Raw genomic sequence first — 14,096 nt, forward strand, 5'->3', positions numbered from 1 at the left:
CGCGGCGTGCGCCTGCACCGGTTGACTAAGGTCTGAGCAGTATCGGTGGGCACGCCTGCCCGCCGTACGGGTTGGGGAGGCCGAGATGGGCGACGGGCTGTACCGCAGCGCGAACGCCATGCCGCACGGGTCCGAGCCACCGCCGGACGGGGCGACACTCATCTCCATCGACTCGCTCGAGCAGCCGATGGTGGAGACCACCGCGCCGGCCCCGGAGCCGCCGGGCGAGGGCAACGCGGCCTCGAACAGCGCGGTGATGGCGATCGGCAGCCTGGTCAGCCGGGGCACGGGCTTCCTGCGTACGGTCGTGCTCGGTGCCGCCCTCGGCACCTTCGCGGTCGGCAACGCGTACACGACCGCGCAGATCTTCCCGGGCATGGTCTACGAGTTCCTGCTCGGCGGCATCCTGACCAGCGTGCTGATCCCGGTGCTGGTCCGGCGCCGCAAGGTCGACCCGGACCAGGGCCAGGCGTACGCCCAGCGCCTGCTCACCCTCGCCGTGATCGCCCTCGCGGTCGCGGCGGTCCTCGCGGTGGCCGGCGCCGGTTGGCTGGCCGCGCTCTACGGCGGCGACGACACCAGCCCGGATTTCCAGCCCCTGGTCACGAAGCTCTCGTACCTGATGCTGCCGATGATCTTCTTCACCGGCCTCTCCGCGCTGATCAGCGCGGTGCTCAACGTCCGGGGCCACTTCGCCGCCCCGATGTGGACGCCGATCCTGAACAACCTGGTGGTGATCGCCACCTTCGGCACCTACATCGCGGTCTTCGGCGCGAAGGTGATCCCGGCGGACGAGATGACCACCGGGCGGATCGCCCTGCTCGGCGGCGGCACCCTGCTCGGCGTGGTCATCCAGGCCGCCGGCCTCTTCCCGGCACTGCGCAAGGTCGGCTTCCGGTGGCGCTGGCGGTTCGACTTCCGCGCCCTGGGCCTGCGCGAACTGGGCCGGCTCGGGGCCTGGATGTTCTGTTACGTCGCGGTCAGCCAGATCGGCCTGGCCGTGCTGTTCAACCTGCTCAACCGGGCCGGGCACGAAAACGAGGCCGGCCCGCTGATCTACAACAACGTCTTCCTGCTGGTGATGATGGCGCACGGCATCGTCGCGGTGTCGATCCTCACCGCGCTGATGCCGAGGATGAGCGCGGCGGCGGCCGAGGGCCGCTACCCCGACGTCGTCGCCGACCTGTCCCGGGGGACCCGGGTGGTGACGGCGGTGCTGGCCCCGATCGCGGTCTGCTACGCCGTGCTGGCCAGCCCGATCTCGGTCGTGCTCTTCCGGTACGGCGCGTTCAGCGCGGAGAACGCCACCGCCACCTCGGTGGTGCTGTTGGTCGGTGCGCTGGCGCTGATCCCGTTCGCGATCAGCCAACTCTTCACCTTCGCCTTCTACGCGCTGCCGGACACCAAGACCCCGGCCCTGATCAACATTCCGGTGGTGGGAATCCGGGTGCTGGTGCAGATCGGGCTCTTCGCCGCGTTCAGCTCCTCGCTCGTCGCCGCCGGACTGATGCTCGGCAACGCGGTCTCGTACGTGGCCGCCGTGGCGATCACGGCCGCGCTGCTGCGCCGCCGGATCGGCCGGCTCGGCCTCGGCGAGATCATGAAGACGGTCGGCAAGGTGGTGGTCGCCGCGCTCGGCTCCGCCCTGGTCGGCTGGTTGGTGCTCCAGGTGCTTCCCGGTGGGTCCGAGCCGAGCTGGCTGGAGGCGGTGGTCCGCTTGATCGTCGGTGGCGGCCTGATCGGCGCGAGTTACCTGGGTCTGGCCCTGCTGCTGCGGATCCAGGAGATCAGTGAGGTCGTGCAACTCGTCCGTCGCAAGATCGGTCGCTGATCGCACCCGTCCGGGTCGGGGATGAGCTGTGGAAAAGCGGGGACGGGAGGAAGAGCGCTGACCCTCCGTCAGGTAGTTGAAATGAACCGATAGATTAGCTATTGCCGGTGGCGTCAAGGCGGATGACACCGGTCGTACCTGGACTGTTCGACCCACTCCCGGCACCGGGTCGGGTAGGCCCGCAAGATGACATGTCGGGGATGAGTCCATCCCAGGTAAGGTCGCTCTCGACAGGTGCGGAGAGCGCCTACGCTAAGGGATGGCGCCCAGCGTCCGGTTCACCGGCGATAGAGCGGAAAATCAATGCCCAGCAGCACGGGTCCATCGACTGCGACAATCATCGAGGGAGGACGGGTGACCCAGGTCGGCGAAGGTCAGGAGGCGGACGAGGTTGCCCCGCCCGTCATGGCCTTCGGTGCGCCCGCCGTCGGTGAGGTCCTCGCCGAGCGGTACGAGCTGGCCGAGCACATCAACGACGACAGCGCCGGCCGTCAGGTCTGGCGGGGCGTGGACGTCGTACTCCGCCGGCCCGTCGCGGTGGTGCTGCGCTACCCCGGCGGCGACTCCGCGATGGAGATGCTCCAGGCCGCGGTGACCGCGAGCCGGGTGATCCACCCCAACCTGGTCGGCGTCTACGACGCGATCGACGAGGAAGAGCGGGCGTACGTCGTACGCGAGTGGGTGGACGGGCACTCGCTGCGGGAACTGGTCGCCGACGGCCCCCTCGAACCGGCCCGCGCCACCAGCATCGCGCACTCCGTCGCCGGCGCCATCGCCGCCGTGCACGCCACCGGCATGGTGCACGGCAACGTCCACCCCGGCACCGTGATGGTCGGCGACGACGGCCGGGTGGTCCTGGCCGACGCCCGCGCCGACGGGGCCGACACGATCGAGACCGACGCCCGCGCGGTCGGCGGTGTCCTCTACTTCGCCCTGACCGGTGCCTGGCCGCACGCCGAGGCGCACCTCTCCGGCGGTCGTGGCCGATCGGCGCTGCCGGACGGGATGCGCGACGCCAACGGCGCCCTCGCCGCACCCCGTCAGGTCCGGGCCGGGGTGCCGGCCTACCTCGACGACCTGACCATGGACCTGCTCGACCCGCAGCTCGCGGTCCCCTCGGTCGACGTGCTCGCCGCCGAACTCGGCCGGCTCAACGCCGCCGCCGAGGAGCAGTACCTGGACAACAGCGGGCCGTTGAGGTTCGCCACACACGACGAGGGCAACCCCGGAGTGGCGCCGGCACCCGCCGGCACCCGCAAGATCGTGGCGGGGGTCGCCGTACTGCTGGTGATCGCCCTGATCGGTCTCTACTTCGGCATCAACGCGCTCTCCGACGACGGTGCCGGCACCAACACCGCCGCCCCGACCACCCCGCCCGGTGCCACCACCCCCAGCGGCGGCACGGACGCGCCGGCCGCGCCGCCGCAGCCGATCAAGATCGACGGCAGCAGCGTGCGCATCGTCAGCACCGGTACCGACCGGGGCGACGAACTCGACGGCGCCGCCGCCGTGGTCGACGGCGACCTGCGCAAGGGCTGGGAGTCCGACTCCTACAACGGCCCGAAGTTCGCCAACCTCAAGTCGGGCATGGGCGTGCTGATCGACCTGAAGGAGCCCCGGAGCGTCAAGTCCGTGACGGTGCACCTCCAGTCCAGCGGGGTGACCGCCGAGCTGAAGACCGGTACCGAGACCCTGCCCTCCAGCAAGGCCTCGGACGACCAGATCGTCAGGACCTACAAGACCATCGGCGAACCGGCGGAGAAGGCCGGGGCGAACGTGACCTTCAGCGCCTTCGAGTCGACCGAGAAATACCAGTACCTGCTCTTCTGGGTCACCGACATGACGCAGAACAACAAGGGCGAGTTCCGGCTCGGCATCCAGGAGATCGAGGTCGAGGGATAGTGACCGCCCGGCCGGCACGCGGCAGCGGACCCCGGGACCGGACCGGCTCATGACCGGGCTTCCGGTGCCGGAGGGGACGAGCAGCGCGCCGGTCGACGAGGCCACGGAGCAGCTCGTCCCGCTCACCGACGCCGAGTTGCTCCGCGCTCACGTCGGCGGCGACCGGGACGCCTTCACCCAGCTCTTCCACCGGCACCGGGACCGGCTCTGGGCCGTCGCGCTCCGTACGGTCGGCGATCGGGAGGACGCGGCCGACGCGCTCCAGGACGCACTGCTCTCGGCTCATCGCGCGGCGGCCCGCTTCCGGGGCGACGCGGCGGTCACCACCTGGCTGCACCGGATCGTGGTGAACGCCTGCCTCGACCGGATCCGGCGCCGGCAGGCACACCCGACGGTCCCACTGCCCGACGGCTCACGTACGGACGAGTCCGGGCGGTGGCCCGGCTTCGAGCCCGCCGCACCCGTGGCCGACCACGACACCGCGCTCGTCGTCCAGCAGGCGCTGGCCCAGCTCCCCGCCGAACAGCGGGCGGCGATCATCCTGGTCGACGTCCAGGGCTACCCGGTCGCCGAGGTCGCCGTGATGCTCGGCGTAGCCGAGGGCACCGTGAAGAGCCGCTGCGCCCGGGGACGGGCCCGGCTGGCCCTCATCCTCGGCCACCTCCGTCCCCGGGGGCCCGCCGTACCGGCGCCGAGCAGGTCCGACAAGCCCGTGCCGTCGGTCACCGCGGGGAACCCCCCGCCGGTCGGCGGCGTCCGATCAGGGTCGGGTCAGTCCGGGCGCGACGGCATCCAGGAGGAAAAGTGACCGCGGGCCAGTCCAGCGAGGTCGATTTCGACCTGCTGGCCGACTATCTCGGCGGCGCCCTGACGGGCACCCCCGACGAGGCGGCGGTCGCCAGGCTGGTCAGCACCGACCCGGAGTGGGCGGCGGCACACGAGACGCTGTGTCAGGCGTTCGACTCGGTCCAGCAGAGCCTCGACGGGTGGGCGGCCGACACCGGACCGATGCCGACCGACATCACCGACCGGCTCACCGCCGCGCTCAGCGACGCCGGGCCGCTGGTCCAACCCGCCGTCCCGAACCAGCCGGCGCAGGCACCGGCCCGCCACCTCACGGCCGTACCCGGGTCGGACGAGCGGGTGGACGACGGGCCCCGCACCGCCTCCCGGACAAACCGTCGTCGCTGGTCGCGTCTTGCCGGACCGGTGGCCGTCGCCGCCGCCGCGACCGCCTTCGCGGGCTTCGGGCTCAGCCAGTTCGGTACGCCCAACGAGTCGAACAGCACCTCCGACGCCGCCGGAAAGGCTCCGACCGTCAGCGGGATACCGTACGGCGCACCCGCGCAGGAACGGATGTTCACCAGCGGCACGGACTACGGTTCGGCCACCCTCGGCCAGGCCCTGGCCGCCCTCGGTCGGCAGGTCGGCGGCGGGGAGCGCGGCGGTGCCGAGAGCGTCAGCCCGCTCGGCAGCGGCCCGCCCCAGACCGAGGACCGCCCCTCGGCCACCAGCGGCGACCGGACGCCCAGCGGGCTTGCCCGCCTGGCGACGTCGCAGGACGCCCTGGCAGCCTGTCTCGAGGCGATCGCCCTGAGCCACGGTCGTGCCCCGGTCACCTTCAACGTGGTCGATCTCGCCGCGTACGAGGGCGTGCCCGCCGTCGTCGCGGCGTTCACCGACGGCGCCGGCACCCGTTGGGCGTGGGTCAGCGGTTCCGACTGCGGGCTGCCCACCTCTGGCCCCGACACCCGCTATCGCGTCCAGGTAGGGTGAATCCACTCCTCACCGGCCGTTTGGCCGGTGGCGTGACGTGACCCACCGGATGACCGGCAGGGGAATTTCCGCTTCGTAGTATGGCGTTCTGCTCATCAGTTGCCGGTCGCAGATCATCGACCGGCGTGCTGACCGGCATCGACGTACCGCACCGGTCGGCGACCAGACTCTCGGGAGACGGCAGTGGACGAGGTCCGCAACCTCATCATCATCGGCTCGGGGCCGGCCGGATACACGGCCGCCGTGTACGCCGCCCGCGCCAACCTGAACCCGCTGGTGATCGAGGGTGTGCAGTCGGGTGGCGCCCTGATGACCACCACCGAGGTGGAGAACTTCCCGGGCTTCCCGGACGGGATTCTCGGCCCCGAGCTGATGGACTCGATGCGCAAGCAGGCGGAACGGTTCGGCGCCGAGTTCATCACCGACGACGTCAGCCGGGTCGAGCTGACCGACACCGGTGAACCGGGTTCCGACGCGGTCAGCGTCGCGTACGTCGGCGAGACCGCGTACCGGGCGAAGGCGGTAATCCTCACCACCGGCTCGGCGTGGCGCCCGCTCGGCGTACCCGGTGAGCAGGAGTACCTCGGACACGGCGTCTCCTCCTGTGCCACCTGTGACGGCTTCTTCTTCCGGGGCCAGGAGATCGTCGTCGTCGGCGGTGGCGACTCGGCCATGGAGGAGGCGAACTTCCTCACCAAGTTCGCGTCGAAGGTGACCATCGTGCACCGCCGGGACAGCTTCCGGGCCAGCAAGATCATGGCCGAGCGCGCGCTCGGCAACGAGAAGATCCAGGTGGAGTGGAACAGCGTCGTCGAGGAGGTTCTCGGCGCGGACGGCAAGGTCACCGGGGTACGGCTGCGGAACGTACACACCGGTGAGGCCAAGGTGCTCGACGTTGCCGGTGTCTTCGTGGCGATCGGCCACGACCCACGCAGCGAGCTCTTCCGTGGCCAGGTGGAGTTGGACGACAACGGCTACGTCCGGGTCGACGCCCCGGGGACCAAGACCAACGTGCCCGGTGTCTTCGCCGCGGGCGACCTGGTCGACCACACCTACCGGCAGGCGATCACCGCCGCCGGCACCGGCTGCGCCGCGGCGCTGGACGCCGAACGCTTCATCGCCTCGTTGGAAGTCTGAGACAACCGGAACGTACGCCCGGAGGAGGGTCTTTCATGGGAACAACAAAGGCGGTCACGGACAAGAACTTCGTCAGTGACGTGCTCCAGTCCGAAAAGCCGGTACTGGTCGACTTCTGGGCCGAGTGGTGCGGACCCTGCCGGAAGGTCTCTCCCCTCCTGGAGGAGATCGCCCGCGAGATGGGCGACCGGGTGGAGATCGTCAAGCTCAACATCGACGAGAACCCGGAGACCGCCATGGCCTACCGGGTGATGTCGGTGCCGACCCTCACCATCTTCAAGGGCGGACAGCCGGTGCAGTCGGTGGCCGGTGCCCGTCCCAAGAGCGACCTGGTCAAGCTGATCGAGGCCGCGCTCTAGGTTCACAGAAAACGTGCGTCCCGTGCCCGCTCCCGGCCCGCCGGGGGTGGGCACGGTGCTTTCCGGTGTACCGGCGGATCCGCCCCGCTCTCCGAAAGGCCGGGAAGCAGCGGGCTCGGCGGTGGCACCGCCAAGGTCCGCATCCCGTCAACCCGGGGCGCCGGAGACCGGACCACGGTAGGCTCCGGAAGCGTCTCAACTCGCGGACGGGCGGCCTGCGGAAAGGACATCGCGGGATGATCCAGCCCACCCGCCGCAACGGTAGGCCGACCGATGATCACGCGTCGGTCCGGGTCAGGTCAACGTTGTACGGAATCGCGCGGAGGGAGGTCGTTTGTGCGTCCGGTTCGACGTGGTGACCGCGGTCCAGCCGTCACCGAGATCAGAGGCGTCCTGCTCGGCCTCGACCTGCTCCCCTCCGACGCCTCGACGCCGCCGGACGAGTTCGGTGCGGAGATCGAGCACGCGGTACGCGCCTTCCAGCAGAGTCGTGGGCTGAGCGTCGACGGCCAGGTCGGTGCCGAGACCTGGCGGGCGCTCGACGCCGCCCGCTGGCGACTCGGTGCCCGGACCCTGTACCACGCGATTCCCGACCCGCTCACCGGCGAGGACGTACGGACCCTTCAGGAGCGGCTGCTGGAGATGGGCTACGACGTCGGGCGGGCGGACAGCATCTACGGGGCGCAGACGGCCAGGGCGGTGGCCCAGTTCCAGCGAGAGGTCGGCCTCTCCCCGGACGGCACCTGCGGCCCGCACACCATGCACGCGCTGCGTCGGCTCGGCCGCAAGGTGGTCGGTGGCCGACCGCAGTGGCTGCGCGAGTCCGACGCGATCCGTCAGTCCGGGCCGAACCTTATGGGCAAGGTCATCGTGATCGACCCGGGCCACGGCGGCTCCGACCCCGGCGTGGTGGTGCCGGAGGGCGGGTTGCGCTGGTCCGAGGCGGAACTCGCCTACGACCTCGCCAACCGGCTGCGGGGCCGGCTTGTCGCCGCGGGCATGCGGGTGCACCTCACCCGTGGACCGATGCCGGCCGCGCCCCTGCCGGATCTGGCCCGCGCGGAGCTGGCCAACGAACTCGGCGGCGACCTGTTCATCTCGTTGCACGTCGACGGTCACGCCAATCCGGAGGCGGACGGGGTGGCCACCTACCACTACGGCACCGACAACGGCGTCACCTCCACCGTCGGGGAGCGGCTCGCCGGGCTGGTCCAGCGGGAGATCGTGGCCCGGACCGGGATGCGCAACTGCCAGGTCCACGCCAAGACCTGGGAACTGCTCCGACTCACCCGGATGCCGGCGGTACGGGTGGAGGTCGGTTACCTCACCTCGCCCACCGATCTGGCGCGGCTGGTGAACCCCGGGTTCCGGGACCATGTGGTGGAGGCGATCGTCGCCGCCGTACAGCGGATGTACTTCCCGGTCGAGCAGGACGTGCCGACCGGCTCGATCGACGTGAGCGAGCTACGCGCGGCGGTGGCCGCCGGGCGCTGAGGCAGCAGCGTCAGCCGGTGGTGGTGCGGGTTGCCGGGCGGACCGGACGGAGCAGGCTCTCCGGGCTCATCGAACCGAGCAGCTTCTCCAGCGCGTACTCCACGTCCGACTTCCACGAGAGCGCGGTACGCAGTTCCAGTCGCAACCTCGGGTAGCGCGGGTGCTGACGTACCGTCTTGAAGCCCACCGAAAGGAAGTAGTCAGCCGGCGCGACACAGCCGCCCGCCTCGTCACCCGCCTCGCCGAACTTCGCGTCGCCGAACGCCTCGATCGCCTTGATGCCACGCTTGGTCAGGTCGCGGGCGACCCCTTGGACCAGCATCCGGCCGAGTCCGCCGCCGGCAAAGGCGGCCACCACGTGCGCGGTGGTCAGCAACGCGGCGTCCGCCGAGACCGGCGAGGTGGGGAAGGCCATCGAGCGCGGCACGTACGCGGGTGGCGCGTACATGGCGAAGCCGGCCGGCATCCCGTCGACGTAGACGAGCTTGCCGCAGGAGCCCCATTCCAGCAGGGTCTGCGAGACCCACGCCTCCTTTTCGAGGCCAGGATCGCCGACGGCGCAGGCCCGGTCGGCCGAGACCGGATCAAGCTCCCAGTAGACACACTGCCGGCACGGGCGCGGAAGATCCTCGAGCGTATCGAGGGTCAGACTGACCAGACGTCGCGACATCGCCGTATCCCCAAAAATCCGGTCGGAGGTCCAAAGACCGCGAAATATCGCCACAGTCGCGCCTTGCCCCCAACGAGCGATCGTACGCCGGAACGTCGCGCCACGGGAGAGGTCGGACGGACCAGTACGCCCCGGAATGCGGGTCGGGGGCCGACCGGCGTCCGGGATGTGGACCCCGGGTCGGCTGTACGGACGAGATCGTCGACCGCGGATTACGATCGAGTTACCGGCGCTGTCTGGCTTATGGTTGGCCAGCACCAGCAACCTGCGATCAGGGATCGTCATGACCGAGCGCAGCGAGGAGAGGCCATGACCGGCACGACGCTCGACGACTATACCGACCGTTATGCCCGCCGGGTCCGGGGCATGACCGCATCGGAGATTCGAGCACTCTTCGCCGTGGCCAGCCGACCCGAGGTCGTGTCGCTCGCCGGTGGTGCACCGTACATCGCCGCGCTGCCGCTCGACGCGGTCGGCGAGATGCTCGGCCGGCTCGGTTCGGAGCAGGGCACCACCACCCTCCAGTACGGCATCGGCCAGGGCATGCTCGACCTGCGGGAACGCATCTGCGAGGTGATGGCGCTCTCCGGCATCGACGTCGGATGCGGCGCCTCCCCGGAGGACGTGGTGGTGACCGTCGGCGGACAGCAGGCACTCGACCTGATCTCCCGACTCTTTCTCGACCCGGGTGACGTGGTGCTTGCCGAGGGCCCCACCTACGTCGGCGCGCTCGGCGTGTTCCAGGCCGCCCAGGCACAGGTCGTGCACGTACCGATGGACTCCGACGGGCTGATCCCGGAGGCGCTGGAGCTGGCCATCGCCGAGGTCGCCCGCACCGGCCGCAGGGCGAAGTTCCTGTACACCATTCCGACGTTCCAGAACCCGACCGGCGTGACCCTCACCGACGAACGTCGGGAGCGGGTCCTGGACATCTGCGAGCGGGCCGGTCTGCTGGTGGTCGAGGACGACCCGTACGGCCAACTCAGCTTCGACGGCGACGCCCCGTTGCCGCTGCGCGCCCGTCGTCGCGACGGTGTCTTCTACCTCAGCACCTTCTCCAAGACCTTCGCGCCGGGGCTGCGGGTCGGCTGGATCCTGGCGCCGCACGCCGTACGCGACAAGCTGGTGATCGCGAGCGAGGCGCAGATCCTCTGCCCGAGCGCGTTCGCCCAGTCCGCGGTGACCAGCTACCTGACCACCATGCCCTGGCGGGAGCAGCTCAAGACGTACCGTGAGGTCTACCGGGAACGCCGGGACGCGATCCTCGACGCGATGCGCGACCTGATGCCCGCCGGCACCACCTGGACCGAGCCGGGTGGTGGACTCTTCGTCTGGGCGACGTTGCCGGACGGCCTGGACTCGAAGGCGATGATGCCGCGGGCGATCGCGGCCCGGGTCGCGTACGTGCCGGGCACCGGTTTCTACGCCGACGGCACCGGCACCGGCCACATGCGCCTCAACTTCTCCTTCCCACCACCGGACCGGATTCGTGAGGGCATCCGCCGGCTGGCGAGCGTGATGGAACAGGAAATGGCGATGCGCCAGGTCTTCGGGGCGGTCGAGCGACCCACCCACCGCCGTCGGGGACAGGCCGGCGCTGACGTTCCGGGTCCTGACTTGGCATGATTCCGGGCATGAGTACGCCCCCTGCCGACTCCGGGTTCCCGACCGACAAGACGCAGTATCCAGCCGCGCGCGCCATGAGCGATCTGCGCGTCCTGGTGCTCGCCGGTGGACTCTCCTACGAACGTGACGTGTCCCTGCGCTCCGGCCGTCGGGTGCTGGACGCACTCCGGACGATCGGCGTGGAGGTCGAGCTGCGCGACGCCGACAGCGCACTGCTGCCGTCGCTGGTGCTCGACCCTCCGGACGCGGTGGTGATCGCGCTGCACGGGGCGACCGGCGAGGACGGTTCCCTACGTGGCGTGCTCGACCTCTGCGGAGTGCCGTACGTCGGCTGCGACGCCCGTTCCTCCCGCCTCGCCTGGGACAAGCCGTCGGCGAAGACTGTCCTGCGCGAGGCGGGTATCCCGACGCCGGACTGGGTCGCACTGCCGCACGACCGGTTCTCCGAACTCGGTGCGGTCGCGGTGCTGGAACGGATCGCCGACCGTCTCGGGCTGCCCCTGATGGTCAAGCCCGCCCAGGGCGGTTCCGGACTGGGCGCCGCCGTGGTCCGGGACGCGGCCGCGCTACCGGCCGCGATGGTCGGCTGCTTCGCGTACGACTCAACCGCTCTGGTCGAGCGGTACGTGCCAGGAATGGATGTCGCCGTCTCCGTGGTCGACCTGGGCGACGGTCCCCGTGCGCTGCCGGCGGTCGAGATCGTTCCCCGCAACGGGGTGTACGACTACGCGGCCCGCTACACGGCCGGACTGACCACCTGGCACGCACCGGCCCGGCTCGCTCCCGAGGTGGCGGCGGAGGTCGCGGAGACCGCCCTGGCCGCGCACTCGGCACTCGGTCTCCGCGACCTGTCCCGAGTCGACCTGATCGTCGACCGGGACGGCCACTCGCACGTGCTCGAAGTGAACGTCTCGCCGGGGATGACCGAGACCTCCCTGCTCCCGCTCGCCGTCCAGGCCGCGGGTCTGGACTTCGGCAAGCTTCTCGGCTCGCTCGTGGTTCGGGCGGTCGGCCGGAGCGGCTGAGGTCCTGCCGCAGGTGCTAGCGCCGATCCCGCCGGGATCGGATGGGCACCGTACGACCGTTGCCGGCTCGGTCTCCGTTCAGCGGGCCGGCGACGGCCCAGGCGTGGGTCGGTCAGTGGGACGCCCGGACTCTGTCTCCTCCGGCGGCGCTTCGGCGTACGCCACCAGGGACGCGTCCGTCACCGATCCACCGCCTGCCGCGTTGTCCGAGATAGTTCCGTCGGCGTCTGTGGGGACAGCCCCTTTCGAGGCGGTGGCGGTCGTCGAGCTTCCACCCGGAGGGAGAGTCGCCCCGATGTCGTCCACGAACTCGCCCTCCACTTCGGGATCACCCGCCGTCTGGCCGACCGCCGCCTGCTGGGTCAGACTCGACGGTGCCTGCCACTGAATCCGGGGTGGCGCTGCCAGCGGACGGCCGCCGAACTCGGCCAACCATGCCGCCACATGCGCCAGGTTCTCCCGCCAGGTCGACTCGGGTATCGCGGGCAGGATGGCGTCCCAGAGCGAGAGAAACGTTCCGCGCAGTTGCAGTTGGCCGTATGGACGGGCCAGGAACCACATGTGCAGGTGCGCCGAGCCGTCGCCCCAGCGATTGACGTGGACCCGCGCGACGCCGTCGAGGGATCGGATGGCCCGCTCCAGGCGAACGGTCATCACGCCGAGTTCGGCGGCCAGCAGGTTGGGAAGGTCACCCAGGTCGAGATGTGACCGGGACTCCAGAATGAGCACCATCGGCAGCCCGGTGGGACGGTCCATGGCACGTACCCGCCAACGCTCACTGACCCAGATGTAGGCGTCATCCGGGGCGTTGCAGGAGAGGCATTCGGCCGAACCTTCGCCCTTGCGAGCGGGCTCGACGTCGACCGGGTCGTCGAGCTGCTTGACGCGAAGATCGCCCTCGAAGGGGAACGAGGGCCATTTGGCAAAGTCTGGAACAGAGAGAGGGGTGTGGGGCACGACGCTGACCCTAACCGAGTTGAACTCGGCTGTCCCTCCCCGTCTCGGGCGGTGAGTCACACCTGATCACGGTCGTCCTCGCCCTGTCCAGAGTGGTCCGTGACGCCCCGCTGACCGTCCGCTTCGCCGGTCGTCACTCGCTCCCGCCAGCGATGTTCAACGGCTTCACCGGACCCGGTGTCCGCCGGTGGCGTCGGAGACCGACCTAGCCGTCCGGCCGCCGAGGCCGCCGGTCCTCGTACCGGCCCACCCCACTCGCGGTCCCCGGTTGAGCACGGTCATCCACAGGCACGGACCCCGTTTCACGCGCGGTTTCACGTGAAACGGGGTCCGCCTGTGGAAAAACCCTGTGGATTACCGTCGCGGGGCGAGCCGAGCGCTCCGTCGGCCCTCCCAACGGGCCGTGCACGACAAAATCGCCTGCCAACCAGGCTGCTCGACCACCCTGGCGGCGCGGTCGACGTCGGCCTGTCCGGATGGTGCTCGCCGCTTCCGGCGCACAGAACGGCGTCGTGGGGGAAAGTTATCCACACCCCGCCACCGGTCGGGGGGCCCGCGTCCCGAGCGCCTGGGGATAACTCCATCCCCTCGTGCGAGCGCGGCGAGCGCCACAGCGATCTCTCGGGCTCCGGGGTCCCGGGGTCTCGGGTCCCGGGACCCGGGTCGAGGAGTCTCCCTTCACAGTGGGGGATCGTGGCGATGCCCCACGCTCGTCTTAAAGCAGGTCCCGCCGCACCCGGCCACCCGGGCTGCTCGACGTGACCAACGAGCAGCGAAGCAAGGCGTGACTGGCGGCCAATCGGAAAGCTCGCCGTTTCACGTGAAACACGAAACGGCTTGAAACTGTGGCAGAGGTAAACGACAGATGGGGCGCCGCAATCAGCCGCGTCATTCTCGCCACTTGGTAATGATCGGTTCGACGGCAGCGGGGAGAGCGGGGGGGAACCACGCGCAGCATTGAGTAGGGGCGGCAGCCGCGACCGAGCGGGGGCGTACGGCGTACAGCCGCGATCCGCGTGGTCGTCCCGACATTCCGATCGGCCACGGGATCGCGGCTCCGGACGCCCGCGCTGTGCCGAGTAGTCAGGGTGGGCGACCGTACCCATGTGGCCGCACCGCCGTGGCCGTTCGAGGACGTGGCTGTTCGAGGACGTAGCCGTTCGAGGGACGTAGCTGTTCGGAGGCATCACCGTTCAACGAGACGCCTTCGGTAAGGTCGCTGCTCGGCGGCCTCGCCGAGATCCGGGAAGCGTCTCGCCGAGGCCGGGGCAGTCGGGCCTGGCCACGAGGCTCACCCATGCGGCAGCCCGGCACACAGA

Annotated in this window: 11 protein-coding genes; 9 read left to right on the forward strand and 2 right to left on the reverse strand. The window is 70.3% G+C overall.

Translation table 11 applies throughout. The annotated features are described in order from the left end of the window. Nucleotides 1–85: 85 nt before the first annotated feature. The 7 genes from murJ (at nucleotide 86) to ACI2K4_RS19625 (ending at nucleotide 8,499) form a co-directional block, all read left to right on the forward strand. Complete coding sequence (gene murJ / locus ACI2K4_RS19595) at nucleotides 86–1,831, forward strand: murein biosynthesis integral membrane protein MurJ (RefSeq protein ID WP_404513126.1); 1,746 nt, start codon at nucleotides 86–88, stop codon at nucleotides 1,829–1,831. Nucleotides 1,832–2,134: 303 nt separating this feature from the next. Next, nucleotides 2,135–3,733, forward strand: coding sequence for a protein kinase family protein (locus ACI2K4_RS19600; RefSeq protein WP_404513127.1), 1,599 nt, complete (start codon nucleotides 2,135–2,137; stop codon nucleotides 3,731–3,733). 49 nt (nucleotides 3,734–3,782) lie between these two features. Further along, a complete protein-coding gene (sigM, locus tag ACI2K4_RS19605; protein WP_404513128.1) occupies nucleotides 3,783–4,541 on the forward strand; it encodes an RNA polymerase sigma factor SigM in 759 nt (252 codons plus the stop codon). Further along, nucleotides 4,538–5,509 (forward strand): hypothetical protein, encoded by a 972-nt coding sequence (locus ACI2K4_RS19610; RefSeq protein WP_404513129.1) that lies wholly within the window; start codon nucleotides 4,538–4,540, stop codon nucleotides 5,507–5,509. The genes sigM and ACI2K4_RS19610 overlap by 4 nt, the downstream gene beginning before the upstream one ends. 183 nt (nucleotides 5,510–5,692) lie before the next feature. After that, a complete protein-coding gene (gene trxB, locus ACI2K4_RS19615) occupies nucleotides 5,693–6,646 on the forward strand; it encodes a thioredoxin-disulfide reductase (protein ID WP_404513130.1) in 954 nt (317 codons plus the stop codon). Between the two features lie 35 nt (nucleotides 6,647–6,681). Continuing rightward, complete coding sequence (trxA, locus tag ACI2K4_RS19620; protein ID WP_404513131.1) at nucleotides 6,682–7,005, forward strand: thioredoxin; 324 nt, start codon at nucleotides 6,682–6,684, stop codon at nucleotides 7,003–7,005. Between the two features lie 336 nt (nucleotides 7,006–7,341). Then, nucleotides 7,342–8,499, forward strand: a complete 1,158-nt coding sequence (locus ACI2K4_RS19625) for an N-acetylmuramoyl-L-alanine amidase (protein ID WP_404513132.1) — start codon at nucleotides 7,342–7,344, stop codon at nucleotides 8,497–8,499. A gap of 10 nt (nucleotides 8,500–8,509) precedes the next feature. Here the strand turns inward: ACI2K4_RS19625 and ACI2K4_RS19630 are convergent, their stop codons facing one another. After that, complete coding sequence (locus ACI2K4_RS19630) at nucleotides 8,510–9,169, reverse strand: GNAT family N-acetyltransferase (protein WP_404513133.1); 660 nt, start codon at nucleotides 9,167–9,169, stop codon at nucleotides 8,510–8,512. Between the two features lie 309 nt (nucleotides 9,170–9,478). Between ACI2K4_RS19630 and ACI2K4_RS19635 the strand changes: the two genes are divergently transcribed. Together ACI2K4_RS19635 and ACI2K4_RS19640 are read left to right on the forward strand one after the other, a co-directional pair. Further along, nucleotides 9,479–10,795, forward strand: a complete 1,317-nt coding sequence (locus ACI2K4_RS19635; protein WP_404513134.1) for a PLP-dependent aminotransferase family protein — start codon at nucleotides 9,479–9,481, stop codon at nucleotides 10,793–10,795. Between the two features lie 74 nt (nucleotides 10,796–10,869). Further along, nucleotides 10,870–11,820: a D-alanine--D-alanine ligase gene (locus ACI2K4_RS19640; protein ID WP_404513402.1), complete on the forward strand. Its 951-nt coding sequence runs from the start codon at nucleotides 10,870–10,872 to the stop codon at nucleotides 11,818–11,820. Between the two features lie 78 nt (nucleotides 11,821–11,898). On the opposite strand, the gene ACI2K4_RS19645 is transcribed toward ACI2K4_RS19640, so the two are convergent. After that, the gene (locus tag ACI2K4_RS19645; RefSeq protein WP_404513135.1) at nucleotides 11,899–12,777 is read right to left on the reverse strand and encodes a hypothetical protein; all 879 of its coding nucleotides are present in this window, start codon (nucleotides 12,775–12,777) and stop codon (nucleotides 11,899–11,901) included. Nucleotides 12,778–14,096 lie beyond the last annotated feature (1,319 nt).

The sequence above is a fragment of the Micromonospora sp. NPDC050397 genome, from assembly GCF_044901685.1.
Lineage (GTDB): Bacteria > Actinomycetota > Actinomycetes > Mycobacteriales > Micromonosporaceae > Micromonospora_G.